This is a genomic window from Nonomuraea sp. NPDC050328 (genome assembly GCF_044459405.1).
In the GTDB taxonomy this organism is placed as follows: domain Bacteria; phylum Actinomycetota; class Actinomycetes; order Streptosporangiales; family Streptosporangiaceae; genus Nonomuraea.
In genome coordinates, this window is record NZ_JBITIW010000007.1 from 189,832 (window position 1) to 215,920 (window position 26,089).

Genomic DNA, 26,089 nt, shown 5'->3' on the forward strand with positions numbered 1-26,089 from the left:
CGCGACAAATGGAAACAGCCATCATTTCCAGTGCGCGGCCGGAGCACAATCGCGGCGCATCGCCGGCCCATCGTGGATGTATCAAGCCGGGCGAGCATCCTCGGAATCGTCAGCACGACGACCTCCCCGAAGGAGCACCGCGATGAACGCCACCCAGACCGCCACCCTCCTGCCCGGCCGGACCCGGAGCAAGAAGCCGACCATGAACGGCGTCCTGTGGGCCCTCCAGGGACTGTGGGGGCTCTTCTTCGCCGGGAGCGGGTTCGGGAAGGTCCTGCTCGCCGACGACGCCCTCTACGCCGCCGCGCCGCAGGCGGTCGCCTGGTACGCCGCCGTGCCGCAGGCGCTGATCGTCTTCATCGGCGTCGTCGAGGTGCTCGGCGGGATCGGCCTCATCCTGCCGGCGATGACCCGCGTACAGCCGAGGCTCACCCCGCTCGCGGCGGCCGGGCTGGCCCTGACGATGGTCCTCGCGGCGGGTTTCCACCTGCTGCGCGGCGAGTTCGGGCTCATCCCGGCGAACCTCGTCCTGGGCGGCGTCGCGGCGTTCGTCGCGGCCGGGCGGTGGAACCTGCGGCCGGTCGCGGCCTCGGCGCTGACCACCCGGGGCGTGGTCAAGTCGGTGGTGGTCCTGGTGGGCATGGTCCTGCTGGTCTTCGCCCCGACGTGGTACTCGATGACGCACACACAGTTCTGACCAGCCGGTACGGCAGAGCGCGGGCGAGCACCACCGCCCGCGCTCTGCCGTTTTCTCAGCGCAGTTTCCTCAGCGGAGTGCGCAGAGCGTGGCGTCGGCGAGGTCGAGGAGCTGGGGCGTGATCTCGCTCGGGTGCCGGTTGATCGCGAGGGTGACCTGGCGGCGCCCGTCGGGGCTGGAGGCCGCGATGGTGCGGTAGCCGTTGGCGCCGCCGCCGTGCCCGACCCAGGTGCCCGCGCAGTGCTTCAGCTTCGTCTCGTACAGGCCGAGGCCGGCGTTGGCGCCGGGCCACATCCGGGCCGGGTCGGCGGGTACGGTGGCGCGCATCGCCTTGAGCTGGGCGGGGGGCAGCAGTTTGCCGGTGAGCAGCGCGGCCCAGTAGCGGTTCAGGTCGGCGGGCGTCGACACGAGGGCGCCGGCGGCTCCGCCGTACGACATGTTCCAGCGGGTGGTGTCGTAGCGCCGGCCCTCGTCGTAGACGTAGCCGTGCGCGTGCCGTCCGGGGATGCGCGGGTTGTCGCCCGGCCACCAGGTCCGGGTGAGCTTCAGGGGCTTGATGATCCGGCGGGTGATCTCGGCGCCGATGTCGTGGCCGGTGGCCTCCTTCACGATCATGGCCAGCAGGGCGTAGTTGGTGCTCGAGTAGTTCCAGGGCCGGTCCGACCGGGGCATGCGCAGCCCGATGGCGAACAGCTCCTCCGGCTCGAAGTGCTTGTAGCGGTCGCGCAGGGCGTCGATCTCGTCGGAGGCGGTGTAGTCGCCGAGGCCGCTGGTGTGCCGGAGCAGGTCGCGCACGGTGACGTTCTGGTCCGGGAGGTACCGGGTCAGCGGTTGGTCCAGGTCGATCTTGCCCTCCGCGACGAGCTGGAGCACGACGGTCGCGGTGAACGACTTGGTGACGCTGCCGATCCTGACCCGCTCGTCCCCGCGCAGCTTCCGCTTCGTGCCGAGGTCGGCCACCCCGCTGCTCAGCGACACCCGCCCGCACGCCGGGGAGCTGACCGTCGCGAGGATGCCCGGCGTGTCACCCGCCCGCACCAGCGCGTCCAGTGACTTCTTCAGCGCGCCGGTGTCGCATCCCTGTGCCGTCGTCGCCGCCGCCGCCGGCGCCACGCCGACCAGCACCGCCCCCATCACCAGTGCCGTCACGGCTCTTGTGCTTCTCATGCGCCCAGTGTGTCGGCCACCGGCGCGGATCCGGCTCGTGCGATCGGCCTGACCTGCTCCTCCTCAAGGACCAGGCGCCTAGCGGGCGCGCCACTCGACGGCGGGGCTCTGCGTGCCGGTGAACGAGGACGAGGACCAGCCCGGCGGGACCTGGTCGTGGTCCTCGTCGGCCGTGCCGGACGCCGCGTACAGCGTCCCCTGGTCGGCGGGCCGGACCAGGAACGGGCCACAGGTCTTGATCTCGTCGCCGCCGTCGAAGTCGAGCAGGCAGTGGCGTAGCGTGAACCGGTTCCTGGTCAGGTGGTACTCGCGCGAGCGCAGCAGGTTCTCCTTGAGGTTCATCGGCCAGACCCACACCGTCACGCCGCCCTCGACCACGCCCCGCGCGACCGGCTTGGCCAGCGCGGAGACGAGCAGGCCCTCCGGCCTGCGCTCGATGCAGGGCAGGAAGAAGATCTCGGCCGCCTCCATGTAGGACCAGGTGGGCCGGCACGAGGCGGCCGCGGGGGTGACGGGCGGCGCCGGCGGGTGGGGCGCGGGCGGCCGGGGCCACACGCCGCGCGGCCACAGACCGGACAGCAGGAGCCCGGCCACCGCCGCCACGACGACCAGGCCGCCGATCGGCAGCAGCAGGCGGGCACTCACACGGGGGCGCGGGCGGGAATTGGTCGGCTCGGGGGTGGGCGGGCTCTGATCAATGGGCGCGGGCAGCTCGGGACGGTCGAGGGCGGCCTGCGCCGCCTGGGCGCGCGTCAGCCGTACCGTCCACTCCTCGACGTCGCCGTCGCAGGCCCGGACGTAGGCCACCAGCGCCTCCGTCGTGGGCAGGCGATGCCCGGCGTCGGCCTGGGACAGGACGTTCGCCGCGACATGCGTCTTCTCGGCCATCGTCCGATAGGGCGGATCGCCCGCCCGGGCCCGTAACTCCCGCAGCCCCAGCGCGAAGGCGGTCACCGGGGTGCCGTCGTGAACGAGCGGCTTCTTGCGCCTGCCGCGCCGCGGACCCTCCGGCACCGGTCAACCTCCTGTTGGGGCCTTTGATCGCATTGATCGCGGGACGTGGCCAAGGTGTGTGATCAACCTGATCGTCGCGCATGATTCTGCCGCATGAACGTCCTCAAGATCGGCGGCCTCGCCGTCGTCGCGGCGCTCACCGCCGTCCCGGCGGTGCCCGCGTCGGCCCAGGAACTGCCGCAGTGTTACGGCCAGCGGATCGCACGGGAGCAGATCCGCACCAACGACGTGATCGGCACCTACCTGGACGTTTTCTACACGGCCTCCAACGCCACGGTCTGCGCCTACGTCACCACCACCGCGCAGTCGCAGTACACCAGGAAGCGCATGCTCGTCGCGCTCCGCCAGTGCGCGGCGGCGGGCTCCGGCTGCACCACGTGGACGAGCGTCCGGACCGACAACGAGGCGGCGCGCTCGGCGAGGCTCGCGGTCAAGCGGACGAAGCCCTGCTTCCAGGTCTTCGGCGCGACCCAGTGGGGCGATCACGAGTGGGGCCAGCGCACCACCCCGGCCCTCTGCCCGCAGGGATAAGCCATGATCACCCGACGCACCCTGCTCACGGCCGGCGCGGCCACGCTCGCGCTCGGCGCCCTGCCCGCCCGCGCCGCCCTCGCCTCGACGCCGGTCACCGGGGACCTGCCGCCCGAACTCGCACCCCTCGACGCGCTGCTGCGCGCCTTCATCGCCGAGCGGGACATCTCCTGCGCGCAGCTCGCCGTCGCCAAGGCGGGCCGGCTGGTGCTGGCCCGCGGTTACGGCTCGTACGGCCCGGCGGAGACCCCGGTCCAGCCGACCAGCCTGTTCCGGGTCGCCAGCCTCAGCAAGCAGCTCACCGCCGCCGCGATCATGCGGCTGGTCCAGGAGGGCCGGCTGCGGCTGTCCGACTCGGTGGCCGACCTGCTCGGCCTCTCGCTCGCCGCCGATCCCCGGCTGGTCACGGTCAGCGTGCGCCGCCTGCTCCAGCATCTCGGCGGCTGGGACAAGGCCGCCGCCGGGCGTGACTACCTGTTCTCCGACCGCGCCATCGCCGAGGAGTTCGGCGTGCCGCTGCCGATCGGCATGGAGCACATCCTCCGCTATGCCACCGCCCGCCCGCTCGACCACGACCCGGGCGCCCGCTACTCCTACAACAACTACAACTACCTGCTGCTGGGCCGGATCATCGAGAAGGTCTCCGGCCAGGACTACGAGACGTACGTCAAGACCAAGGTGATGGCCCCGCTCGGCGTGAGCCGCCCGAGGCTGACCACGAACGCGGGCACCGGCGAGGTGCCCTACCTCTCCAAGTACCGGGTCACCACCGTGCTCGACGACTCCGGCACGGTCGTGCCCTACCCCTACGGCGGCACCAACTACGCCAACAGCGACTCCGCGGGCGGCTGGGCTACCTCCGCGGTCGATCTGGTACGGCTGACGCGGATCTTCGACGGCGCCACCCCGGTGCTCACCCCCGCTTCGGTCGCCACGCTGCTGGCCCGGCCGGTGGGCGGCCCCTTCGGCAGCGACTTCTGGTACGGCGGCGGCTGGGGCGTCACCCCCGTGGGCGGCGGGCTGAAGCTCATGCACTCGGGGTCGTTGCCCGGCGCCTTCGCCGTGCTGAGCCGGAGCCACAACGGGATCGCGCTGTGCGCCACCTTCAACCGGCGCGAGGAGTCGGGGTCACCCGATTTCGACGCCTTCCACGGCGAGCTCTTCAACGCCGCTCAGGCGATCAAGACCTGGCCCGCCGGTGACCTGTCCCCCCAGTACTTCTGACCGGAGGTCACGCGTCCTGCGTGTCCGTGAACAGGCCGCGCGCGACCAGCTCGACGGTGACCAGCGTGGCGACGGCCTCGGCGGCCAGCAGGGCCACGAGCACGACGAGTTGCACCACGCCGGCCTCGATGGGCGTCGCACCGCCGAGCAACATCCCGACGAAGGCGCCGGGCAGCGTGACCAGGCCCACCGTCCGGGTCTGGTCCAGCGCCGGGACCAGGGCCTGGCTCGCCGCCGGACGGCAGATCTCCAGCGCCGCCTCCCGGGGCGGCAGGCCCAGCGCCAGCGCCGCCTCCACCTCGCCCCGGCGCTGGCGCAAATCGTCGACGGCCCGGCGGCCGGCGAGCGTGGTCGCGGTCATGCAGCCGCCCAGCACGATGCCCGCCACCGGGATCAGCACGATGCCGTCCAGCGAGATCACCCCGCTGATCGCCAGGGTCGCGATCACCGGCGCCGTCCCCGCCGCGATCGGCAGCGCCGCCCACCCGGCGCGCGCGCCTCGCGTGATGCGCCGCCCGGCGGTGAGGGCGGCCACGCCGTACATCAGCAGCACGAAGCCCGCCACCGCGCCCGCGTACTGCACCACCCAGGTGATCAGCACCGACACCGCCCCGAGCTGGACGGCCGCCCGCAAGCTGGCGGTCAGGACCGCCTTCGCATGGCCGAGCCGCCCCAGCCACGCGACGACGACCCCCAGCACCACGAGCAGCAACAGCACGACCGGCAGGAGCGGGGTGATGGTGATCAGAGAAGAGGAGCCCACGCCAGGCATTGTGCTGCCTCGGACAGCTCCCCGGGCGGGTCACCCACCGGGCCGCACCCCGGTCAGGGGCGGATGTAGAACAGCTGGGCCGCGCTGCCGTTGCAGCGGAAGACGCTGACCGGCACGGTCGGGGAGCCGCCCGGCACGTCGATGCAGTGGGTGCGCGTGCCGCTGACCGCGGAGCGCAGTTGCTTGGGCGTGGAGTTGTTGAACGACCCGTGCCACACCCACCGCTCGTTGCTGATGCTGTTGCACGGCCACTGGTCGACGCGGCCCAGGTTCACGGCGCCCTCGCGGGCCTCCAGGCACCAGCCGGTGCGCTGGTTGACGAAGCGGTAGGTCGTGGTGCTGTTGTTGACCTGGAGCGGCAGCCAGTTCTGGCCGGCGCTGCCGTCGCACTTGGCCTGGAAGATGCGGGCGTCGGAGTTGGCGGGCACGCTCGGGTCGGGCTGCAGGCACATCCCGCTCGCCGAGCTGACGATCTTGAAGTAGCCCAGGGCCTGCGCCGGCTGGGCGGACGCGAGAAGTCCGGCCGCCGCGACGGCGGCAGCCAGGACAGATGCTCCCCGTGTGATGGACATGTGATGCCTCCGGTTCGGATGATCGGGCGCGCCCCCGCGCCCTCACCCCCAAGGCGTTCCGCACCGTTCCACCCCGTGCCATCGGGTCAGTGGAGGTCGAGGGTGGGCACGATCATCGGGGTGCCGGTGACCGGGTCGGGCACCACGACCGAGGGCAGGTCGAAGATGTCCTTGATCAGCGCCGCGTCCACGATCCGCGCCGCCGCGCCCTCGGCGACGATGCGGCCGTCCTTCATCGCGATGAGGTGGTCGGCGAAGCGGCAGGCCTGGTTGATGTCGTGCAGCACCGCGATCACCGTGCGGCCCTGGTCGCGCAGCCGGGCGAGCAGGGCCAGCAGCCGGTACTGGTGGGCGAGGTCCAGGAAGGAGGTGGGCTCGTCCAGCAGCAGGTACGGCGTGCGCTGGGCCAGCACCATGGCCACCCACACCCGCTGCCGCTGGCCGCCGGACAGCTCGTTCACCGGCCGGTCGGCCAGGCCGGAGACGCCCGCGGTCTCCATGGCCTCGGCGACCGCCTCCTCGTCGGCCGCCGACCAGAACGCCAGCAGCGGCTGGTGCGGGAAGCGCCCGCGGCCGACGAGCTGGTGGACCTTGATGTCCTCCGGGGCCAGCGGGTCCTGGGGCAGGAAGCCGAGCGAGCGGGCGAGCGCCTTCGGCGCGTACGAGCCGACATCGCGGCCGTCGAGCTGAACGCTTCCTTCGGCGGGCCGGAGCAGCCGGACCAGGGCCCGCAGCAGGGTGGACTTGCCACAGGCGTTGGCGCCCACGATCGCGGTGAAGGAGCCGTCGGGCACGTCGAGGCTGAGCCGCGTGGAGACGACCCGTTCGGCGTAACGCAACTCCAGGTTTTGGGCGCGCAGGCGGACCTCGGTCACCGGCGCCTCACCTCCTTGGCCAGCAGCCAGATCAGGTAGCAGCCGCCGATCGCCGTGGTGACGACGCCGACGGGCAGGGATTCGGGGGCGAGCAGCAGCTGGGCGGCCAGGTCGGCGCCCATCAGCAGCAGCGCGCCGGTGAGCGCGGCGGGCAGCAGCGGCACCCCTGCCGCGCCGGCCAGCCGGCGGCCGATCTGCGGGGCGGCCAGCGCGATGAAGACGATGGGCCCCGCGACCGAGGTCACGGTCGCCGTGCAGCCGACGCCGACGACCACCATCAGCAGCCGCAGCCGGCGCAACCCGACCCCGGTGGCGGCGGCCACCGAGTCGCCCAGGGTGGCCTGGTGCATGGCGTGCGCCGAGCCGGCCATCACCACCAGGAGCGTCCCGATGATGACGAACGGGACGGGCAGGTCGGCCCAGTCGACGCCGTTGAGCGAGCCGGCGTGCCAGCCGGCCGCCGCCATCGCCACCTCCAGCTCGGCGCGCAGCACGATCCACGAGTTCAGGGCGGTGACGATCGCGCTGACCGCGATGCCGATCACGACCAGGCGCAGCCCGGACAGCCCGCCGCCGGAGGAGAGCAGGTAGATAGCGGTCGCCACGGCCAGGCCGCCCGCCACCGAGCCCGCGGCCAGCAGGAGGGGGCCGCCGGCGAACACGGTGATCACGACGAGCGCGCCGGTGTAGGCGCCCGCGTCGAGGCCGATCACGTCGGGGCTGCCCATCGGGTTGCGGGTGAGGTTCTGGAAGATCGCCCCCGCCACCCCGAGGGCCAGGCCGAAGATCAGTCCGGCCAGTACGCGCGGCAGCCGCCAGTCGCGGATGACCACGACCGAGTCGCCCGATCCGCCCAGCGCGGCCAGGACCTCACCGGGCGTCGCCCAGGAGGCGCCGTGGCACAGGCCGAGCAGCGCGAGCCCGGCCAGGGCGGTGAGGAGGGCGGCCGAGGCGGTCAGCGTCCGGCGCTCGACGAGGATCGCGCGGCGTCCTGCCCGCAGGGCGAGCGCGCTCACAGCGTCCCCGCCCCGTACCGCCGGACCGCCCAGATGAGCACCGGACCGCCGAAGAAGGCGGTGACGATCGCCACCGGCACCTCGCCGGTCGGCAGGAGCACCCGCGAGCCCATGTCGGAGACGAGCATCAGGATCGGCCCGAGCACCGCCGCGTAGGCGGTGAGCCACGGGACGGAGCTCTTGGCCAGGGGCCGCAGCGCCAGCGGCACCATGAGGCCGACGAACAGGATCGGCCCCGCGACCGCGGTCGCCGCGCCCGCCAGCACGGTGATGCAGGCCAGGGCGGCCAGCCGTACCCGGGAGACGTTCGCGCCGAGCGTGCGCGCCACGTTCTCGCCGAGCGCGACCGCGTTGAGCGGCCGGGCCAGCAGCAGTGCCGCGACGACGGCCAGGCCGATCAGCAGCAGGGGCAGCAGCACCGGGTCCTTCTCGCGGCCGGCCAGCGAGCCGACCGACCAGAAGCGGAAGCGGTCGAAGACGTCCGGGACCATGAGCCGCAGCCCGAGGGAGATCCCGGCCAGCACGGCGCTCAGCGCGACGCCGGTCAGCACCAGCCGCAGCGGCGAGGTGCGGCCGACGGAGTACACCAGCACCGCGGCGAGCGCCGCGCCCGCGCCGGCCAGGACGAGCTCGGCCGAGGAGGAGACGTTCAGCCCGAGCGCCGCCCCGAGGGTCATGGCGAACCCGGCCCCGGCGGTGACGCCCAGGATGCCGGGCTCGGCCAGCGGGTTGCGCGACAGGGTCTGGACGAGCACGCCCGCCACGCCGAGCGCGGCGCCGACGCCGATCCCGACCACCGCGCGGGGCAGCCGGATGTCGCGCACGATGGTGTGGTCGCCGGAGCCGTCGAAGGCGACCAGGGCGCGCACCACCTCGGCGGGGGCGACGCCGTGGGCGCCGATCCCGACGCTGACGACGGCCACCGCGGCCAGGGCGGCCAGCCCGGCGACGAGCACCAGGGTTCGGGAGATCTCGGGGGAGATCACTGCGCGGCCAGCGGAGCCAATGACTGGTCGAGCGCGTCGAGGGCGAGCAGGGCCTGGCCGTAGGTCGCCGCCTCGGTGTAGCGGACCGGGAAGACCTTGCCCGCCTTCACCGCCGGGAGCTGCTTCCACAGCTCGGAGTCGAGGACGTACTGCACGGCGGGCAGCGGCTTGCCGTCCGGGCCGACGGAGTAGGTGACGGCGTCGGCCTCGCCGAGCGCGGCCGGGAGTTCCTCGATCGAGGGGTACTCGCTGACGTCCTTGCTGCCGCCGCCCTTCACCTTGACCTGGCCGTAGTAGTTCGCGCCGATGTCGTTGGCGATGTTGGTGCCCCACGAGCCGTTGAACTCGCGGTGGAAGGCGCCCTTGTCGACCTGCCCGTAGGAGCCGACGTGGGCGAGCTTGAGCTGCGGCAGCACCTTCTCGTACTTCTTCTTCAGCTCGGCGGCCTTGGCGTCGTAGGCCGCCTTGACCGTGTCGAAGCCCTCCAGGGCGCCCGCGGCGTCGGCCTGGCTCTGCGACAGCTCGCGCCAGGCCGAGGGGATGGTCGGGCCGATGGTCACGACGGGCGCGATGGACCGCAGCCGGTCCAGGTCGATGTCGGCCAGGACCGGCTTGGGGACGCCGATGACGATGAGGTCGGGCTTGGCGTTGGCGATGGCCTCGTAGTTGGTCTCGGCCGCCGTCTCGCCGGCCACCTTCGGCAGCTTGTCGTAGGTGGCGCGGGCCTTGTCGTCCATCATCGGCAGCCCGCGCTTCCAGGAGGAGATCCCCGCCAGCGGCGCTCCCGCCTCGATCAGGGCCGGTACGGCGTAGCCGGTCGCGACGACGCGCTGCGGGTCGGCGGGGATGGTGACCTCACCGTCGGGGAGCTTGAAGACCCGGGTGGCCGCCTTCGCGGCGGGTGCGGGCTCGTCGGCCGATCCGGTGCCGCAGCCCGCGGCGACCAGGGTGACGGCGAGCAGCAGCGCGGGAGCGAGCGTCCGGCGTACAGACATGGGTATTCCCTCAGGCAGGCAAAATTAGGTTAGCCTAACCTTACTAGAAGATCAATGATCGTCGCTGTAGTCGGTCGCGCCACGCTTCCAGTAGCCGGTGATGTCGTAGTCGTCGGCGGCCAGCTTCAGCTCCTCGCGCACCCAGCGGCGCAGGGGCTTCAGCTCCCCCGCCTCGCCCGCCGCCCACACGAAGACCCGTCCCTCGATCCCCACTTCCTGTACGGCACGCGCCAGCTCACCCGGCCCGACCCAGCGGACCTCGACCCCCTCCGGCGCGGCGAGCTCGATCTCCTCCTCGGCCTCGATGAACGCCCAGCCCGCGGCCGTGCGCGGCATCTCCTCCAGCCACCGGGCGATCGCCGGCAGCGCGGTCAGGTCACCGGCCAGCAGGTACCGGTCATAGGTGTGCGGCACGACCAGCCCGCCGGGCGGACCGGCGATGTGCACCTTCGCGCCCGGCTCCGCCGTACGCGCCCAGTCGGAGGCGACCCCCGAGCCGTGGAGCACGAAGTCGAGGTCGAGCTCCCCCGTCGCCGGGTCGTAACGGCGGACCGTGTACTTACGGGTGGTCGGGAAGGGCTTGGGCCAGGCGAGCATGAAGCCGTCCTGCCCGGGGACGCGCAGGGTCCCGTCCGCCTCGGGGAAGATCAGCCTGACGTGCTCGTCGGGGGCGTGCGCCTCGAACCCGGCCGTGCCCTCGCCGCCGAACGTCACCCGGATCAGCCGCTCCCCGATCATCGCGTTGCGGATCACCTCGACCTCGCGGATCTTGATCGGGTAGGCCACCTGGCGGGCGCTCTCCCCGGTTCGCACCTCGGCGATGCGGTCCAGATAACCTTCACGGTCGACGATTCGGGGCGCGCCCATGGATCCTCCCTGGAAAAGGCAAAGTTAGGTGAGGCTATCCTAAATCCAGCTGCGCGACGATCCCCGCGAGGAGTTAGCCTGCCGAGCATGGAGCTTGAAGATCAGTTACGCCGGATCCAGGCGAACGTCGACCTGTTCATCGCGCAGTGCGCTCCCGCCAGCGACCACGACTTCGGGCTGGACCGGGCGTCCGTGGAGTGGGTGGACGGCTTCGTCGAGCGGCAGCGGGCCCGGCTGGCTCCCGGCGAGCTGGGCGCGCTGCCGTCGGTCGTGGGGTGCTTCCTCGGCGCGTGCCTGGTCGAGGCCACGCCGGGGCGGTGGGCCAGGGACGAGGAGCAGGGCTGGGGCATCGAGTTCCCCAGCGGCAACTGGGCCTTCCCGATCAGCAAGGCGCGCAAGCAGTTCGAGGAGGGGCCGGGGGATTCGATCCTGGCCTTCTACGACATGACGCTGGCGCTGGTCCGGGACGGGCGGCTGTAGGACGGCGGGGCGCTCACCCGGCGGCGGGGACGTAGGACAGGTTGAGGACGCCCGTCTCGAAGGTCTCCGACTTGACCAGCTTGAGCGGCTGCGTCCCGGAGCCCTCGAACAGGCGCCGGCCGTGGCCGACGGCGATGGGGTGAACGAGGAGGTTGAGCTGGTCGAGCAGGCCGTTGGCGAGCAGCCAGCGGACCGCGGTGGCGGAGCCGGACATCTGGATGTTGCCCTCCACCTCCGCCTTGAGCCTGCGGATCTCGGCGGCCACGTCGCCGCGGAGGAGCGTCGTGTTGGCCCACTCCGCCTTGTCCAGGGTGCTGGAGACGACCCACTTGCGCGAGTCGTTCATGATCGCGGCGATCTCCGCGTCGGCCTCGGCGGTGGGCCAGTAGGCGGCCCACTCCTCGTAGAGCACGCGGCCCATCAGCATGCCCGCCGAGTCGGCCATGCCGGCCTGGACGGCCGCGCCCATCTCGTCGTTCCAGTACGGAAAGTGCCACTGGTCGGGGGACTCGACCACGCCGTCCAGGGCGATGAAGAAGCTGGAAATGATCTTGGCCATGGCAGGCTCCTCAACCGTCGGTGCTGGTGGGGAAGAGGGTAGATCCGGAAGCGGCCTCAGGTCTTGTACAGAAGCGACAGCGGCCGGGCCGGATCCGGGTCGCCGAGCTGCGTGGCGGTCCGCCCGATGTAGCGGGCGAGGGAGCGCGCCAGGTGCGGCTGGTCGAAGTAGCCGAGCCGGTCGATCACACCCTGGACCGGCACCCCCTCCCCGATCAGGACCGCGGCCCGCCGGGCGCGCTCGATCTGCCGGATGGTGGTGCGGGTGAGCCCGGTGGCGGCGGCGAACCGCCGCTGGAGGGTGCGGTCGGACACGTCCGGCGGCCGGTCGTCGAGGGCCGCGGCCACGACCGGGTCCCGCTCGACGACGCCCTCGCGCACCAGCCGCCGCACGAAGTCCTCGGCGTTGCCGTAACCGGGGCGGCACCACGTGGAGCCCTTCAGCCACAGCGACCTGCGCGTGGCGCCGGGCAGCACCACGGAACCGTCCACGAGGTCCCGCACCGGCAGGTGCGGCATCGAGCTGCCCAGCGAGAACACGATGCCGAAGAACGTGGCCTCCTCCGGCACCGGGGCCAGGCTCGCCCGCGACTCCGGCCCCTGGACCGACGCGTGGACCTGGCCGCGGTGCTCCCAGAACACCAGGTCCCAGTACGGCGTGGCCACGGAGGACATCCGGTCGACCGCGTGGCTCCGGCTCCGCCACACCCGCTCGATGTACGGCGAGTCCGACGGCCGGCTCTCGACTTCCAGCGTCATCCGCCCAGTCTGCCCGCCCGCGAGGCCGCCGTCACGGGCGGTCGACGAGCCGGCGGCCGCTGTCCGGGAAGCCGGTCCAGCGCAGGTCGGGCGGGAGGTGGCTCATGTCGTTGAACATCACGAGGGTGGGCGGCAGGCCGGTGGCGTACTCGATGATCGTCAGCGCGGTGTTGGCACTGTGCAGACCCAGCCACCGGTACGGCGGAGCCCCCAGTGCGTGCCGTACGAGCCAGGCGATCTGGAAGGCGTGCGTCACCAGGACCTCGTAGGTGTCGGTGTCGGCGGCCTTCGCGAACCGGTCGACCAGCGCCTCGGCGAGCCGCTGCCCCGAGGCGGCCTCGGCGTCGTCGTAGCCGTCGAAGAAGCCGGCCCACTCGCGGGGCATCTCGGTGGTGTCCGGGATGTAGGGCACGTGGTCGACGAGCTCGGCGGCCTCGGCCACCGGGACGTCCGGCAGGGACCGGGCCAGCTCGGTGGCGCTCGCGACGGCGCGGGGCAGCGGGGAGTGCCAGACGGCGTCGACCGGTACCCCGGCCAGCCGCCGGCCCAGCAGGGCGGCCTGCCGGTGCCCGGCGTCCGTGAGGTTGCCGAACGCGTCGGCCGCGCCGTGGCGGGCCAGGTAGAGGTGTCGAGTCGCCATGGGGGTGAGGGACGCGGGGCGTCCCCGTCTCCTTTCGGTCGGTGGGGGTGGGCGGTCGTCGGCTTCCGGTCGGTGGGGGGCGGTCGTCAGCTTGCGGTCGCCGGGTAGGTGACGGTGCCGGAGGTGCCGTCGAGGGTGATGGCGCTGCCGTCGCGGAGCCTGGTGGTGGCCTCCGGGGCTCCTAGGACGGCGGGGATGCCGTGCTCGCGGGCCACGATAGCGGCGTGCGAGAGCAGGCCCCCGGTCTCGGTGACCACGCCCGCGGCGATGCGCAGCAGCGGTGTCCAGGCCGGGTCGGTGTAGGGGCAGACGAGGATGTCACCCGGTCGCACCCGCCCGAAGTCCGCAGGCCCGCGCACGATCCGCGCCGTCCCGGTCACCACCCCCTGACTCCCGCCCGTCCCCACGAGCACACCGACCGCAGCAGCCGGTGGGGGGAGGGTGGCGGCCCGAAGGTCCAGCGGGGATCCCGGTGGTCCGGGGAGGGCGGCCGACGAAGGGGCCGCTGGGGCCGGTGGTCCGGGGAGGGCGGCGGGTGGGGTCTGGGGTGCGGGGAGGGCGGCGGTGATGGGGCGGGATTGGAGGATCCACAGGTGCCCGTCGGCGAGGGCCCACTCGATGTCCTGCGGCCCGCCCCGGAGCGCGGCGATCTCCGCGCCCAGCCCGGCGAGCCGCGCGACGGTCGCCTCGTCGAGCGCCGCCCGCCGCCGCGAGGAGGCCGGCACGTCACTCACCACGAGCCGGCCGCCACGCCGGTCAAGGCGGGTGCGCTTGTCGGCGAGCGCACGCAGAACCGCCCCGTCCCCGGCGACCCGAAAGGAATCCGGGGTGACCCGGCCCTCGACGACGCTGGGCCCAAGCCCCCAGGACGCCTCGATCTCGGTCGGCCCACCCGGGCGCGAGGGCGTGAACATGACCCCGGACACCTCGGCGTCCAGATGCCGCTGAACAAGCACGGCCATCGCCAGCTCACCCTCACCAGGCCCACCCCGATAGCCGACGGCCCGGGAGGTGAACAGCGAGGCCCAGCACCCCCGCACAGCCTCGGCGACAGCACCGACACCCCGCACCCCCAGGAAGCTCTCGTGCTGCCCAGCCGCCGAGGCAAGACCGGTGTCCTCGTTCGCGGCCGACGACCGCACCGCCACCGGCGGGCCGCCGAGCTCACCGTGCTCACCGAGCTCATCGAGCGCCCGCCCCAGCGCCTCGACCAGGGCGGCGTCGAGCGGCCGGGCCTCGATCGCCTGCCGTACCGAGGACGGCTCCCGAAGGTCCAGCCCACGGACAGCGGCCAGGTACGCGGCGAACGGCACGACAAACCCCCCGGGCACCGGCAGCCCAGCACGGATCAACGCGCCGAGCGCACCGGCCTTGCCCCCGCAGGTGCCGGCGACGGCCTCGGCCAGAGCTACGATCACTCATCCCCCTCATCAACGTTTTGTTGACAACATTTTGTTGATTGTGCACGATGGTCCCATGCCGCGCAAGCACGAGCTCACCCCTGCAGCGCAGGACGACCAGGCCCAGGCCCGCCGCGAGCAGGAGGCCCGCGAGCGCCTCCTGACCCGGGGCGCGGACGCGCTCGAACCCCGGCCGTGGCGCCCGCCGCCCGTCCCGCCGTCGGCGGTCGACCTCGTGCAGTTCGCCGTCTGGCGCCAGGCCGAGCTGACCCCGGAGGACGCGCTGAGCGCGCTCGCCCTCCTGCCCGCCGCCCGCGCGGAGGTGGACGGGCTCGAATCCGCCCTGCTGTTCATCGCCAGGAGCGCCGGACTGACCTGGGCCCAGATGGCGCAGGCGATGGGGTTCAACTCCCCGCAGGCCTGCCAGCAGCACTACAACCGCCTCACGGCACGACAGGACGCCGACTGATGACGCACGACTCCGCCCCCGACCTGCTGGTGCTGCATGCCGTACGCATCACCGGTTTCGCCGACACCCCCGTGATCGCGGCCCGCTACGGGCTCGACGCGGCCGAGACGAAGGAGCTGCTGTACGACGCGGAGGCCTACGGCCGGGTCCAGCACTCAGCCTTCGCCGGCACCGGAGGCTGGTCGCTGACCGAGCGGGGCCGCGCCGAGAACGAGCGCCTGCTCGCGGCCGAACTCGCCGCCGTCGGCGGGGGCGACGAGGTCCGTGCCGTCTACCGAGAGTTCCTGCCGCTGAACACGCGCCTGCAGCGGGCCTGCACCGACTGGCAGCTCCGGCCCGCCGCCGGGGACCGGCTCGCGACCAACGACCACACCGATCCGGCCTGGGACGCCCGGGTCCTGGACGAGCTCGCGCAGGTCGGCCACGCGCTCGCCCCGCTCACGGACCGGCTCGCGGGCCTGCTGAGCCGATTCCGGGGCTACGACGCGCGGTTCGCCGCTGCGCTGGCGCGCGCCCAGGCCGGGGACATCGCCTGGGTGGATCGCACCGACGTCGACTCCTGCCACCGGGTCTGGTTCGAGCTGCACGAGGACCTGATCGCCACGCTCGGCATCGATCGGCACACGGAGGTCTGACCTATCCGCCACCGAGCAGCCTGTCGCCGGGCTACTCGGATGTGAAAACCGTTACCATTTCCGGTGCTAGGGTTTGTGAAAATGATTCCCATTCCCTGGAGCCGTTCTTGAGGTCCCCCTCCGCGTTGACCGTCGCCCTCCTGGCCGGCGCCCTCGGGGTGTCGGCGTTGCTGGCGATCGGCCTGGGCGCCGCGAGCGTGCCGCCCGGCCAGACCTTGCGCTACCTGTGGGCGGCGCTGACCGGCGGGGCGATCACCGCCGACGAGGTGACGGCCTACCAGATCATCTGGCAGGTCCGCACGCCGAGAGTGCTCCTCGCCGTGCTGGTCGGGGCCGGGTTGAGCGCTGTCGGCGTGGCGATCCAGGCCATGGTGCGCAACGCCCTGGCCGACCCCTTCGTGCTCGGCGTCTCCTCCGGGGCATCCGCCGGGGCGGTGCTGGTGGGGGTGTTCGGCGGCCTGGCCGCGCTGGGCGTCTACGCGGTCTCGGCCGGAGCCTTCCTGGGGGCGCTGCTCGTCTCGGCCCTGGTCTACCTGGCCTCGCGCGGCGAGGGCGGCCTGATGCCGCTGCGCCTGGTGCTGACCGGAGTGGCGATGGCCTTCGGTTTCCAGGCGGTGATGAGCCTGATCGTCTACTTCGCCCCGGACGGCGAGGCCACCAGCACGGTCCTGTTCTGGTCGATGGGCGGGTTCGGCGCGGCCACCTGGGGCGTGCTGCCCGTGGTCGCGGTGGTCGTCCTGGCCACCACGCTGCTCCTGCGCCGCGACGGCCGCCGGCTCGACGTGCTGGCCCTGGGCGACGAGACCTCGGCCAGCCTCGGCGTGGACACGCACCGGCTGCGGCTGAAGCTGTTCGTGCTGGTCTCGCTGGCCACCGGGGCGATGGTCGCGGTGAGCGGCGCGATCGGCTTCGTCGGGCTGGTGCTGCCGCATCTGGTGCGGCTGTGGGTGGGCGCGGCGCACGTCCGGGTGCTCACCGTCGCCCCGCTGGCCGGCGCGATCTTCATGGTCTGGGCCGACCTGGCGTCGAGAACCCTGATGGCGCCGCGCGAGCTGCCCATCGGGGTGATCACCGCGCTGGTGGGCGTGCCGGTCTTCGTCACGCTGCTCCGCCGCCGCGGCTACCTGTTCGGCGGTCGCTGATGACGCTGTCGCTGGAAGAGGTCTCGGTCTTCGTCGCGGGGCGCCGGCTGGTCCGGGAGCTGTCGCTGACGGTCGGGCCGGACGAGGTCGTGGGGCTCCTCGGACCCAACGGCTCGGGCAAGACGACCGCGCTGCGCTCCGTGTACCGCGCGCTTCGGCCGGTCGGCGGCGCCGTACGCCTCGACGGGGAGGACCTGAACGCGATGCCGGCGCGCGCGGCCGCGCGGCGGGTCGCCGCGCTCACCCAGGAGGGCCACGCCGACCTCGACTTCACCGTGGCCGAGACCGTGGCGCTCGGCCGGGCCCCGCACCTGCGCGGCAACCAGGCGCTGAGCTCGGCCGAGCACGAGCTGTGCCGCCGGGCGATGGCCCGCATGGACGTCGCGCACCTGGCCGGGCGCGGCGTGTTGTCGTTGTCCGGCGGCGAGCGCCAGCGGGTGCTCGTCGCCCGCGCGCTCGTGCAGGAGCCGCGCGTCCTGATCCTGGACGAGCCCACCAACCACCTCGACCTGCACCACCAGCTCCGGCTGCTCGCCATGCTGCGCGGCGCCGGGCTGAGCGTGCTGGTCAGCCTGCACGACCTCAACCTCGCCGCCGCCGCGTGCGACCGGCTCGCGGTGCTGGCCGCGGGACGACTCGTGGCCTGCGGCCCGCCGCACGAGGTGCTCACGCCATCCCTCCTGCGCGAGGTGTTCGGCGTCGAGGCGAGCGTGGTGCCGCACCCGCTCACCGGAGTCCCCCAGGTCCTCTACGACCTGACCGCGATGAAAGGAACCCCCGCGTGATCACGCGTTCCCGTTCGGCGACCGCCGCCGCACTGACCGGCCTCCTCCTGCTCACCGCCTGCGGCGCGCAGGTCCAGGGCGCCACGGCCGAGAGGAAGGTGACGGTCAAACGCTGCGGCCAGGACGTCGAGTACACCCTGCCGCGCCGGGCCGTCGTCTACGAGGCCGACAGCGCGGACAAGATGTTCGCCCTCGGCCTGACCCAGCACGTGCACGGCTACGTCATGCCGCCCGCCAACCCGCCGGTGTCGGAGTCGCCGTGGGCGGCCGAGTACGCCAAGGTCAAGTTCCTCAGCGACGACCTGCTCAACCGCGAACTGGTCGTCGACGCCAAGGCCGACTTCGTGGTGGCCGGCTGGCGGTCCGGCTTCAGCGACCAGCGCGGCATCACCCCGGCCCTGCTCGACGGCCTGAGGATCCAGAGCTTCATGCACGCCGAGTCCTGCTTCAACTACCCCGGCCACCCCGAGCGGGTCACGCCCTTCGAGGGGCTCTACACCGATCTGCAGCGGCTCGGCCAGATCTTCGGCGTCGAGGACCGGGCCCGCGCCCTCGTCGCCGGCTACCGCCAGCGCGTCGAGGCGGTGCGGGCCCAGGCGCCCAAGGACGGCGAGCCGCTGCCGGTCTTCCTCTACGACTCCGGCACCGACAAGCCCTTCACCGCCGGCCGCCAGGTGCCGCCGACCGACATCATCCGCTTCGCCGGGGGCCGCAACGTCTTCGGCGACCTGGACGCCCGCTGGGGCGAGGTCACCTGGGAGGCCGTGGTCGAGGCGAAGCCGGAGGTCATCATCATCCTCGACTACGGCGACCGGCCGGCGGCGGAGAAGATCAAGTTCCTGAAGGAGTTCCCCACCACCAGCAAGCTGCCGGCCGTGGTGAACGACCGCTTCTACGTCCTCGACTACAACGAGGGCATCAGCGGGCCGCGCAACATCGACGGGCTGGAAGGCTTCGCCGCCTACCTGCGCGGGCTGGGCAGATGACCCTGGCCTCCCCCTCCGGGCGGTCGATCCTGCGGGAACCCGCGTTCCTGCGGCTGTGGGCGGGGACGACGGCCTCCGGGCTGGCGACGTGGTCGATGCCGTTCGTGCTCGGCCTCGCCGTCCTCGACCGGAGCCTGACCGCCGCCGGGCTCGGCGTCGTGCTGGCCGCGCGGACGGCGGGCTTCCTGGTCGCGGTTCCGGCCGGCGGCGTGCTGGCCGACCGGCACTCGCGGCGGGCGGTCGTCCTGGCGGCCGGGGCGCTGGCCGCGCTCGCGACGCCGTTCGTCGCGCTCGGGCTGGGCCGCTCGGTGCTCCTCATGGCGGTCGCGGCGGCGGTGGTCGGCGCGGGGCAGGGGGCCTGCCGGCCCGCCTTCCAGGCGCTGACCGCCGAGGTGGTGGACGCCGAGCGGCGGCAGCCGGCCAACGCCGCCATCACGCTGGCCGTCCGCCTCACCACCCTGCTCGCCCCGGCGGCCACGGCGCTGCTGGCGGTCGTGGTCGAGCCCGGGGCGCTGCTGCTGGGCACCGGCGCCCTGTGGTTGATCGCCGCGCTGCTGCCACCGCGCGGCACGCGTACGGCGGAGCCGGCCGCCGAGCGGGCGCCGTTCTGGACCGAGTTCGGCGAGGGCGTCGCCGAGGCGCGGCGGCACCCGTGGTTCCTCGCCGGCCTGGCCGCCCTCTCAGCGGTGATCTTCACCGGCTACTCCGCCACCGGCGTGGCCCTGCCGCTGGCCGGTCGCGACCTCTACGGGACCGAGGCGGTGCTGGCCGGCGCGCTCACCGCCTACACCCTCGGCGCGCTGGCCGGAGCCGTGCTGGTGACGCGGCGGCGACCGCGCGAGGAGGGCTGGGCCGCGCTGGCCGGGCTGGCGTTGTACGGCTTCGCCCCGCTCAGCCTGCTGCTGCCGCTCCACCCGGCGGTGGTGTTCGCCGCCTACGCGCTGGCCGGGCTGGGCATCGAGCTGTTCAACGTGCCGTGGTTCACCGCCACCCAGCGCGAGATCGAGCCGCGCCTGCTCGCCCGGGTGTCGTCGCTGGACTTCCTGCTCTCCTACGGCCTGGCCCCGGCCGGGCTGGCCTTCCTGGCGCCGGCGGTCGACGCCTTCGGCTGGCGGCCGGTGCTGGCCGGCTGCGCGCTCGTCTGCTTCGCCGCGCCCGCCCTGGCGGCCCTGGCGCCGAGCAGCCGCCGTTTCTCCGCCGTCAGGGCGTGACCCGGGCGGCCGCCTCCCGGGCGATCTCGGTGTAGAGGCGGAAGAGGGCCGGGCGGGCCGCACCCCGGTCGCGCTCGTACAGGGCCGCCCAGCACTGGGCGACGCACTCGCGGGCCCGGGTGCCCGGCCAGAGCTGGGGCAGGAGCTGAGGGGGCAGCAGCGGGTCGGGCTCGATGGCGCGGGTGAGCTCGGCGGCCAGTTCGACGTCGATGGTGAGCAGGTCGGCGGAGGACAGTCCGCCGGAGCCGGTGAGCCGGGCGAGCCGGGGCTCGGCGATGCGGCTCAGCCGGTGGTAGCGGGCGGCGATCTCCTCCAGGGGCCACAGCCGCCGGGCGAGCTCGGCGGGCTCCCGGGTGTCGCCCCGGCGCAGGTCGGTGGAGGTGAGCAGGGTGAGGGCGGCGTGGGCGCCGAGGCGGTGGGCCGCTTCCTCGACGTACGGTTCCCAGGCGTTGGCGCAGACGTACAATCCGCCTTGGAGCGGGGCGCCGCCGAGGTGGACCAGCGTCTCGCGCAGGGCGTCCCGGACCGGGCGCGCCGATTCCGGCACCGCGAAGGCGGCCAGGTGCCAGACGCCGTCCCAGGGGGCGAGCCCGGCGTCCTGGTCGAACGCGTGCCGCAGGAAGTCGGCGTTGGGGGCGAGGGCGCGCGTGGTCTCCGCGGTCGCGCGCAGTTCAGCCTTGCGGCCCCGGCCCTCGTGGGTGAACCGGCCTTCGGCGACGAGGCGTTTGATGCACAGCCGCACCTGCTGGTCGCTCATGCCCAGGGTGCCGGCGACGGAGTAGAGCTCCTCCGCGTCGACGGTGCCGTCCTCGCGGATCAGGGCGTGGACGAGCGTGCGGGTGGGGACCTCGACCTGGTCGGGATCAGCGCTCACCGTTCCTCCCCTCTTGTGCGGATCGGGCGGCGCATGGTGGTCACCGCGCCGAAGCCGAGCAACCGGCGCAGGTAGGGCGTGTGCTCGGTGCGCACGGCCGTGAAGCCGCGCCGCTCGTACAGGGCCCTGGCCCGCGGATTGGTGTCTATCACGTCCAGCCTGATCTCCCGGCAGCCCTGCTCCGCCGCGAGTGCGGCCACCTCCTCGATCAGCAGGCTCCCGATTCCTCGGCCGCGAGCTTCCGCGTGTACGGCGAGGCCGTCCATGACGAGCTGTCCGGGGGCCGGGCTCCGGTCGAACAGGGCGAGGATCAGGAGCCGGTGCAGTCCGCGCAGGTGCCCGTAGGCGCGCAGCACGTCGCCAGCCGATCCGCCGGTGAAGGAGCGCCCGTCGAGCTGGTATCCGGCGAGGCCGACGAGCCGGCCGTCGAGGAGCGCGCAGACCGCGCGATCGGCGTTCAGGTGCGCGGCGATCAGGGGCACCGCCTTGCCGGGAGGGTTCAGGGCGGGGCCGAGCTTGCGGCCGAAGGCGTCCCAGTACAGCTCTGCCGCCCGCCGCTCGGCCCCGTACGGCAGGCCCCGCCGTACGGTCACCGTGCCGTCCCCTGTCACGTCGTGTCCCATGGAGCAAATCTATCAGATGCGCCACGATCGTTCTTTGAGCGATAGTTTAGGAGAAACACCTATACGGAGGCGGTCACCCCATGTCCTCGACGGTCCGGCGCGTCACCCGCTTCGCCCTGTGGTCACTCCTGGCCGCCCTGATCGCGGCCGGTGTGGTGCTGTGGCAGAACTCCTACGCCATGGACGAGCAGCGGGTCTCGATCCGCCACGGCGGCCACACCCTCAACGGCGTGCTGGCCACCCCCAGGGACGGGCGCAAGCAGCACGGTCTGGTCGTGTACATCCACGGCGACGGCCCGGTCGACGCCACCCACGCCGACGGCTACAAGCCCCTGTGGGAGGCGAACGCCAAGGCCGGATACGCCTCGCTGTCCTGGGACAAACCCGGCGTCGCGGGCGCGCCGGGCGACTGGCTCGGCCAGACCATGGACGACCGGGCCGACGAGGCGGCCGCCGCGATCGCCTGGGCCCGCACCCGCCCGGACATCGACGGCGACCGGATCGGGCTCTGGGGCGCCAGCCAGGCGGGCTGGGTCCTGCCCAAGATCGCCGCCAGGACGCCGGTGAGCTTCGTCATCGCCGTCTCGCCCGCGATCAACTGGCTCCGGCAAGGGCGTTACAACCTCCTCGCCGAGCTGCGGACCGACGGCGCCTCACCGGCGCGCATCCAGGCGGAGGTCACCAGGAGCGACACCGTCCGCCGGCTGCTGCGGCGCGGGGCGAGCTTCGCGGAGTTCGTCACGGCCATGGGCGGCGAGGCGAACGGCATGACCGCCGGTCGCTGGGGCTTCATCGCCAAGAACCACACCGCGGACGCCACGCGGGACCTCCCCGCCCTGCGCGGCATCCCGGTGCTGCTCGTCCTGGCCGGTCACGACGTCAACGTGGACATCGCCGACACCGAGCGCGGCTACCGCCAGGCCCTGGACCCCGGTGGCGCCTTGACGGTCAGGCACTTCCCGGACGCGACCCACTCGCTGCTCAAGCAGTCCGTGGAGCGGTCGGACCTCCTGGTCACGCTCACCGCGCTCCTCGCCCCTCGCTCGCTGTTCGCGGACGGGTTCCTGGACGGCCAGCGCCGGTTCCTCACCGAAGTCAGCCCCGCTTCTTACTGAGCGTCCGCCTGCGCCGGATCAGACCGACCACGACGAAGAGCACGATCAGGGCGCCGAGCAGGATCCAGGACGCGCGCCCCAGCAGCCTCTCCAGCTCCACCGCGGAGGCCCCCGCGAAAGCGCCCAGGGTCACGTACAGCGCCGACCACGACAGCGATCCGGCCAGCGAGGCAGGCAGGAAGCTCCGGTACCGCAACTGGGCGGCGCCGGCCGCGGCCGGGGTGAGGGTGCGCACGACGGGGATGAGCCGGGTGAGGAACACCGCCGCCGCCCCATAGCGGCGCAGCGCCCCGGTGGCCCGGTCCCAGTGCCGCACGCCGAGCCGCCGCACCACCGCCAGGTCCCGCATCCGCTCGCCGTAACGGCGGCCGAGCAGGTAGCCGACGTGATCACCCGCCGTCACCCCCAAGGCCACGAGCAAGAGCAGGACGACGAATCGCGCGGGCGTGACAGCGGCGGCTCCCAGCAGCAGCACGCCCGTCTCGCCGGGGAAGACCGACCCGAGGCCCAGGCCGGACTCGGCGAACGCCATGAGCCCGGCCACCGCGCCCACCGCCGGGAAGGGCAGATCGCTGATCACGTGAATGACTTCCGTGATCCAGTCCACGCGCCGCCCCCAGTTCCGCCGGTCCATCCATGATCTACGCTCCCCGGCACCATAGAGGTACGGGGACGAAAGCCGCGTATCAGGAGTCGAGCACGGCGGCGACCGCTTCGATCTCGACGAGCTGGTCCTGGTAGCCGAGCACGGTGACACCCATCAGGGTGCTCGGCACGTCGTGCTCGCCGAACGAGTCACGGACCACCCGCCAGGCCGTGCCCAGATCTTCCTGCCGGGTCGACGCGACCAGGACCCGGGTGCTGATGACGTCCTCCAATGTCGCACCGGCGGCGGTGAGAGCGGTTCGCAGGTTCTCGACGGCCTTCGCCGCCTGGCCCGCGTAGTCCCCGATCGCCACCGTCGAGCCGTCCTCGTCGAGGGGACAGGCGCCGGCGAGGAAGATGAAGCGCGACCCGGCGGGGGCCGTGGCCGCGTAGGCGTACTCCGCGACGTCGGACAACGCAGCGGAGCGGATCAAGGTGACGTTCGACATGGCCGCACAACTCTCTTCTCGTCGGAGCGGAACAACGGTCAGGAAGCAGCTCTCAGCAGGCGGAGCTGGCCGATCTCGCTGACGTTCTTCATCAGCTCGGCGTTGACCCAGGCGAGCACGTGGGCGACGGTCTGCTCGGAGTCCGGCGGCCACGGGAAGGGGGGCGCAGGAGCCTCCAGGTCGGCGTCGGTGAGGCGGTCCAGCACGGCCAGCCACCGGGTGCGAAGGTCCCGCAACCACTCGACGGCGCTCGTCCCGTCGCCGGGCCAGGTGATCGCGGTCCTGTCCCGGGGCTCACGGCCGTCGAGGTGATCGATGGTCACGCTCCACCACCACCCGATGTGCCAGCTCAGCCAGCCGATGGTCGGCACCGGGACGGGATCGAGCTCCGTCTCCGCCCAGTCCGGCCTCCAGACCCCCTCGGAGTCAGGACGCACGGTCCAGCACAGGGAGGCCGGCTCCCACAGGAAATCCGCCGGCTGCAGCAGTTGGAGGTGGTAGTCGAACAGCGACCAGGTGAGGTCGAACTGCCAGCGCAGCAGTTCGCAGCGGGATCCAGGCATGCGGTCGAGAATGACAGAGGCCGTGCATCCATTGCAAAACAATAATCCACTGCAAATTTGCAGTAGAGTCCTCCTATGCAGGAAGGACTCCGGGAGCGCAAGAAGCGGCAGACCCGGCAGCGCATCCACGAGACGGCCCTCGGCCTGTTCGTGGAGCGCGGCTTCGAGAACGTGACCATCGCCGAGGTCGCCGCCGCCGCCGAGGTGTCGATCAACACCCTCTACAACTACTTCGAGTCCAAGGAGGACCTCGTCCTGCCGCCGGAGGAGGCCTCCCCGCAGCGGCTGGCCGACATCGTGCGGGAGCGCGCGCCGGGCGAGTCCGCGATGGGCGCGGTGCTGGCACGGCTCCGGGCGGAGGTGCGCGGCCGGGAGCGGCGCGTGGGGCTGAGCGCCGGGTTCGGGCGCGTCCTGGAGATGATGCGGGCCGCGCCCACGCTGTCCGCCCGGCTGGAGGACCTCGGCCGCCGGATGACGGACGAACTGACGGCCGTCCTCGCCGAGGAGACCGCCGCGCCCGAAGGCGATCCGCTGCCGCGCGCGGTCGCCTGGCACATCGGCTCCCTGCACGCGCTGGTCATGTCCGAGATCGGCGGGCGGACGGCCGCGGGCGAGCCGCCCGACGCGATCGCCGAGGCGGTCCTCGACCTGCTGGACGTCATGGAGAGCCTGCTCGGCGAGCGGGTGCTGGGCTATGCCGTACGAGAGGAACGACCGTGTTCAGAGTGACGATCAGGGGCAAGTTCAAGGGCCTCGACGCCGCCGAGCGGGCCGCCGTGGCCGCGGGAAGCAGCCCCGCCTACACCGAGGCGGGCACGTTCACCTGCGACGCGAGCGGGTCGGCCTTCACCTTCCGCTGCCAGGTGCCCGCCGGGGCGGACGACGACGAGGACGACGCGGCCCTGCTGGCGATGGCCGCTCTGGAGGCGCACGGGTACGCGCACGAGATCCTGCAGGTCGCCGTGACGGACATGCGCACGATCAAGGTCCGCCGGCGACCGTGAACATCCCGGCGGGCGGGCTCTCATGGATTTCCCAGGTTTCTCCCCGGCCGATCCCAGCCGGCCCCACTTGGCTGACCTTCATGAAGAAGACCTTCGCCCTCGGCCTGGCCGCCGCCGCGGTCGCGTCGATGACCCTGGCCACGTCGTCGAGCGCCACCGCCGCCTCGTCGCCCACCGTCCAGGTCGAGCCCTCTCCCCTGCCGGACGGCGTCACCACGATCACCGACCAGATCCTGGCCGCGGACCGCACCCTGCGCGGGCCGGGGCTGCGCAGCCGCTACAACCTGTTCGTCGTCGGGTTGCACGGCTCGGCGACCGTCCGCGACAAGGGGACGGCGTTCATCGGCTACACCTGGCAGCGCGGCACCCTCACCGCCAAGACCGACACCAGCGTGACGGTCACCAGCAAGGACGGCTTCGTGCAGACCTGGACCCTGCACCCGGCCACCCGGGTCCGCCGGGAGGCCAAGCAGGCCGACCTCGGGCGGGCGTTCGACCGCTTCCACAAGGACGGCTCGGACGGCACGGGACTCGGGCTGGCCATCGTCAAGGCGATCACCGAGGCGCACGGCGGCCAGTGCCGGATCGTCTCCCCGCCCGGCACCACCGTCTACGTCGAGCTGCCCGCCGAGAGCAGCCGGCCTCCCCATCCCGCGTTCTCCAGCGGGTAGTGGTTCATCAGGATGAGCGTCTCGTCGGTGTTGGCGAGCCCCTCGTAGGCCTCGGCGACCGCGGCGTGGATCTTCGCGGCCATGGCCCCCTTGGCCTCCAGGCTGGACAGCTCGGGGGCTTCGAGGAAGCAGAGCGGCCGGATCGGCTCGGCGCCGATCCTGCCGTCCTGGGCGACGTTGCCCGGCTCGTACTCCCGGAGCCAGATCCGCACGTCCGGCATCCGGTAGGCGGCGTCGATCGCCTCCGTGATCAGGGTCATCATCTTGCGCTTGGCGTCGTCGGCGATCCCGGTGGGCGCCTCGATCAGGAACTGTGGCATAGGTAGGACTCTATGACTATCTAGTTGGAAAAAACAACCATCCA

At 72.7% G+C, this 26,089-nt stretch carries 33 protein-coding genes; 14 read left to right on the forward strand and 19 right to left on the reverse strand.

The features are described 5' to 3' along the window. Nucleotides 1-142 precede the first annotated feature (142 nt). Nucleotides 143-697: a DoxX family protein gene (locus ACIBG7_RS26175; RefSeq protein ID WP_397337888.1), complete on the forward strand. Its 555-nt coding sequence runs from the start codon at nt 143-145 to the stop codon at nt 695-697. A 69-nt stretch (nt 698-766) separates the two neighbouring features. On the opposite strand, the gene ACIBG7_RS26180 is transcribed toward ACIBG7_RS26175, so the two are convergent. Further along, nucleotides 767-1,864, reverse strand: a complete 1,098-nt coding sequence (locus ACIBG7_RS26180) for a serine hydrolase domain-containing protein (protein ID WP_397337889.1) — start codon at nt 1,862-1,864, stop codon at nt 767-769. Between the two features lie 78 nt (nt 1,865-1,942). Next, entirely contained in the window at nt 1,943-2,878 is a 936-nt protein-coding gene (locus tag ACIBG7_RS26185; RefSeq protein ID WP_397337890.1) for a helix-turn-helix domain-containing protein, read from the reverse strand. Between the two features lie 93 nt (nt 2,879-2,971). Between ACIBG7_RS26185 and ACIBG7_RS26190 the strand changes: the two genes are divergently transcribed. Further along, a complete protein-coding gene (locus ACIBG7_RS26190) occupies nt 2,972-3,409 on the forward strand; it encodes a hypothetical protein (protein WP_397337891.1) in 438 nt (145 codons plus the stop codon). A 3-nt stretch (nt 3,410-3,412) separates the two neighbouring features. Beyond that, on the forward strand, nt 3,413-4,633 hold the full coding sequence (locus ACIBG7_RS26195) for a serine hydrolase domain-containing protein (protein WP_397337892.1): 1,221 nt from the start codon (nt 3,413-3,415) through the stop codon (nt 4,631-4,633). A 7-nt stretch (nt 4,634-4,640) separates the two neighbouring features. On the opposite strand, the gene ACIBG7_RS26200 is transcribed toward ACIBG7_RS26195, so the two are convergent. The 7 genes from ACIBG7_RS26200 to ACIBG7_RS26230 form a co-directional block, all read right to left on the reverse strand. Next, entirely contained in the window at nt 4,641-5,396 is a 756-nt protein-coding gene (locus tag ACIBG7_RS26200; RefSeq protein ID WP_397337893.1) for an ABC transporter permease, read from the reverse strand. Between the two features lie 62 nt (nt 5,397-5,458). After that, nucleotides 5,459-5,977 (reverse strand): RICIN domain-containing protein, encoded by a 519-nt coding sequence (locus tag ACIBG7_RS26205; protein ID WP_357932426.1) that lies wholly within the window; start codon nt 5,975-5,977, stop codon nt 5,459-5,461. Nucleotides 5,978-6,063: 86 nt separating this feature from the next. After that, nucleotides 6,064-6,852 (reverse strand): ABC transporter ATP-binding protein, encoded by a 789-nt coding sequence (locus ACIBG7_RS26210; RefSeq protein WP_397337894.1) that lies wholly within the window; start codon nt 6,850-6,852, stop codon nt 6,064-6,066. Continuing rightward, complete coding sequence (locus ACIBG7_RS26215) at nt 6,849-7,868, reverse strand: iron chelate uptake ABC transporter family permease subunit (RefSeq protein ID WP_357932420.1); 1,020 nt, start codon at nt 7,866-7,868, stop codon at nt 6,849-6,851. Before ACIBG7_RS26215 ends, ACIBG7_RS26210 begins: the two co-directional genes overlap by 4 nt. After that, nucleotides 7,865-8,854, reverse strand: coding sequence for an iron chelate uptake ABC transporter family permease subunit (locus ACIBG7_RS26220; RefSeq protein ID WP_357932417.1), 990 nt, complete (start codon nt 8,852-8,854; stop codon nt 7,865-7,867). The genes ACIBG7_RS26215 and ACIBG7_RS26220 overlap by 4 nt, the downstream gene beginning before the upstream one ends. Then, a complete protein-coding gene (locus ACIBG7_RS26225) occupies nt 8,851-9,849 on the reverse strand; it encodes an ABC transporter substrate-binding protein (RefSeq protein ID WP_357932414.1) in 999 nt (332 codons plus the stop codon). The genes ACIBG7_RS26220 and ACIBG7_RS26225 overlap by 4 nt, the downstream gene beginning before the upstream one ends. A gap of 51 nt (nt 9,850-9,900) precedes the next feature. Continuing rightward, entirely contained in the window at nt 9,901-10,716 is an 816-nt protein-coding gene (locus tag ACIBG7_RS26230) for a siderophore-interacting protein (RefSeq protein ID WP_397337895.1), read from the reverse strand. 87 nt (nt 10,717-10,803) lie between these two features. On the opposite strand from ACIBG7_RS26230, the gene ACIBG7_RS26235 reads away from it, so the two are divergent. Beyond that, nucleotides 10,804-11,196, forward strand: a complete 393-nt coding sequence (locus ACIBG7_RS26235) for a hypothetical protein (RefSeq protein ID WP_397337896.1) — start codon at nt 10,804-10,806, stop codon at nt 11,194-11,196. Between the two features lie 13 nt (nt 11,197-11,209). Here ACIBG7_RS26235 and ACIBG7_RS26240 read toward each other — a convergent pair whose 3' ends face one another. From ACIBG7_RS26240 to ACIBG7_RS26255, 4 genes are all read right to left on the reverse strand, one after another. After that, nucleotides 11,210-11,755: a dihydrofolate reductase family protein gene (locus tag ACIBG7_RS26240; RefSeq protein ID WP_397337897.1), complete on the reverse strand. Its 546-nt coding sequence runs from the start codon at nt 11,753-11,755 to the stop codon at nt 11,210-11,212. Between the two features lie 56 nt (nt 11,756-11,811). Next, nucleotides 11,812-12,513, reverse strand: coding sequence for a helix-turn-helix domain-containing protein (locus ACIBG7_RS26245; protein ID WP_397337898.1), 702 nt, complete (start codon nt 12,511-12,513; stop codon nt 11,812-11,814). Between the two features lie 31 nt (nt 12,514-12,544). Continuing rightward, nucleotides 12,545-13,153 (reverse strand): histidine phosphatase family protein, encoded by a 609-nt coding sequence (locus ACIBG7_RS26250; RefSeq protein WP_397337899.1) that lies wholly within the window; start codon nt 13,151-13,153, stop codon nt 12,545-12,547. Between the two features lie 86 nt (nt 13,154-13,239). Then, entirely contained in the window at nt 13,240-14,571 is a 1,332-nt protein-coding gene (locus ACIBG7_RS26255; protein ID WP_397337900.1) for a PEP/pyruvate-binding domain-containing protein, read from the reverse strand. Nucleotides 14,572-14,629: 58 nt separating this feature from the next. Here ACIBG7_RS26255 and ACIBG7_RS26260 point away from each other — a divergent pair, with 58 nt between their 5' ends. The 6 genes from ACIBG7_RS26260 (at nt 14,630) to ACIBG7_RS26285 (ending at nt 19,781) form a co-directional block, all read left to right on the forward strand. Next, the gene (locus ACIBG7_RS26260) at nt 14,630-15,022 is read left to right on the forward strand and encodes a DNA-binding protein (RefSeq protein WP_357932397.1); all 393 of its coding nucleotides are present in this window, start codon (nt 14,630-14,632) and stop codon (nt 15,020-15,022) included. Next, nucleotides 15,022-15,657: a transcriptional regulator gene (locus ACIBG7_RS26265; protein ID WP_357932394.1), complete on the forward strand. Its 636-nt coding sequence runs from the start codon at nt 15,022-15,024 to the stop codon at nt 15,655-15,657. Before ACIBG7_RS26260 ends, ACIBG7_RS26265 begins: the two co-directional genes overlap by 1 nt. Before the next feature lie 107 nt (nt 15,658-15,764). Next, nucleotides 15,765-16,799, forward strand: coding sequence for an iron ABC transporter permease (locus tag ACIBG7_RS26270; protein ID WP_357932391.1), 1,035 nt, complete (start codon nt 15,765-15,767; stop codon nt 16,797-16,799). After that, nucleotides 16,799-17,584, forward strand: a complete 786-nt coding sequence (locus ACIBG7_RS26275) for an ABC transporter ATP-binding protein (RefSeq protein WP_397337902.1) — start codon at nt 16,799-16,801, stop codon at nt 17,582-17,584. Before ACIBG7_RS26270 ends, ACIBG7_RS26275 begins: the two co-directional genes overlap by 1 nt. Further along, nucleotides 17,581-18,570: an ABC transporter substrate-binding protein gene (locus ACIBG7_RS26280; RefSeq protein WP_397337903.1), complete on the forward strand. Its 990-nt coding sequence runs from the start codon at nt 17,581-17,583 to the stop codon at nt 18,568-18,570. Before ACIBG7_RS26275 ends, ACIBG7_RS26280 begins: the two co-directional genes overlap by 4 nt. After that, nucleotides 18,567-19,781: an MFS transporter gene (locus ACIBG7_RS26285; RefSeq protein ID WP_397337904.1), complete on the forward strand. Its 1,215-nt coding sequence runs from the start codon at nt 18,567-18,569 to the stop codon at nt 19,779-19,781. Before ACIBG7_RS26280 ends, ACIBG7_RS26285 begins: the two co-directional genes overlap by 4 nt. Here ACIBG7_RS26285 and ACIBG7_RS26290 read toward each other — a convergent pair. Further along, nucleotides 19,771-20,655 (reverse strand): PaaX family transcriptional regulator C-terminal domain-containing protein, encoded by an 885-nt coding sequence (locus ACIBG7_RS26290; protein ID WP_397337905.1) that lies wholly within the window; start codon nt 20,653-20,655, stop codon nt 19,771-19,773. The genes ACIBG7_RS26285 and ACIBG7_RS26290 overlap by 11 nt on opposite strands. After that, complete coding sequence (locus ACIBG7_RS26295; protein ID WP_397337906.1) at nt 20,652-21,278, reverse strand: GNAT family N-acetyltransferase; 627 nt, start codon at nt 21,276-21,278, stop codon at nt 20,652-20,654. Before ACIBG7_RS26295 ends, ACIBG7_RS26290 begins: the two co-directional genes overlap by 4 nt. 80 nt (nt 21,279-21,358) lie before the next feature. Between ACIBG7_RS26295 and ACIBG7_RS26300 the strand changes: the two genes are divergently transcribed. After that, complete coding sequence (locus tag ACIBG7_RS26300) at nt 21,359-22,393, forward strand: alpha/beta hydrolase family protein (protein WP_397337907.1); 1,035 nt, start codon at nt 21,359-21,361, stop codon at nt 22,391-22,393. Here ACIBG7_RS26300 and ACIBG7_RS26305 read toward each other — a convergent pair. The 3 genes from ACIBG7_RS26305 to ACIBG7_RS26315 all read right to left on the reverse strand — a co-directional run bounded on the left by ACIBG7_RS26305 (nt 22,374) and on the right by ACIBG7_RS26315 (nt 24,050). After that, nucleotides 22,374-23,000, reverse strand: coding sequence for a DedA family protein (locus ACIBG7_RS26305; protein ID WP_397337908.1), 627 nt, complete (start codon nt 22,998-23,000; stop codon nt 22,374-22,376). The two genes, ACIBG7_RS26300 and ACIBG7_RS26305, sit on opposite strands and share 20 nt — an antisense overlap. Nucleotides 23,001-23,079: 79 nt before the next feature. After that, nucleotides 23,080-23,487 (reverse strand): RidA family protein, encoded by a 408-nt coding sequence (locus tag ACIBG7_RS26310; RefSeq protein ID WP_397337909.1) that lies wholly within the window; start codon nt 23,485-23,487, stop codon nt 23,080-23,082. A 38-nt stretch (nt 23,488-23,525) separates the two neighbouring features. Further along, entirely contained in the window at nt 23,526-24,050 is a 525-nt protein-coding gene (locus ACIBG7_RS26315) for a DinB family protein (protein WP_397337910.1), read from the reverse strand. 75 nt (nt 24,051-24,125) lie between these two features. Here ACIBG7_RS26315 and ACIBG7_RS26320 point away from each other — a divergent pair, with 75 nt between their 5' ends. From ACIBG7_RS26320 to ACIBG7_RS26330, 3 genes are all read left to right on the forward strand, one after another. Continuing rightward, nucleotides 24,126-24,779, forward strand: a complete 654-nt coding sequence (locus tag ACIBG7_RS26320) for a TetR/AcrR family transcriptional regulator (protein WP_357932365.1) — start codon at nt 24,126-24,128, stop codon at nt 24,777-24,779. Beyond that, complete coding sequence (locus tag ACIBG7_RS26325) at nt 24,767-25,054, forward strand: DUF6204 family protein (protein WP_397337911.1); 288 nt, start codon at nt 24,767-24,769, stop codon at nt 25,052-25,054. Before ACIBG7_RS26320 ends, ACIBG7_RS26325 begins: the two co-directional genes overlap by 13 nt. A gap of 80 nt (nt 25,055-25,134) precedes the next feature. After that, the gene (locus ACIBG7_RS26330; protein WP_397337912.1) at nt 25,135-25,725 is read left to right on the forward strand and encodes an ATP-binding protein; all 591 of its coding nucleotides are present in this window, start codon (nt 25,135-25,137) and stop codon (nt 25,723-25,725) included. Here ACIBG7_RS26330 and ACIBG7_RS26335 read toward each other — a convergent pair. Beyond that, nucleotides 25,665-26,045, reverse strand: coding sequence for a hypothetical protein (locus tag ACIBG7_RS26335; RefSeq protein ID WP_357932355.1), 381 nt, complete (start codon nt 26,043-26,045; stop codon nt 25,665-25,667). The genes ACIBG7_RS26330 and ACIBG7_RS26335 overlap by 61 nt on opposite strands. Nucleotides 26,046-26,089 lie beyond the last annotated feature (44 nt).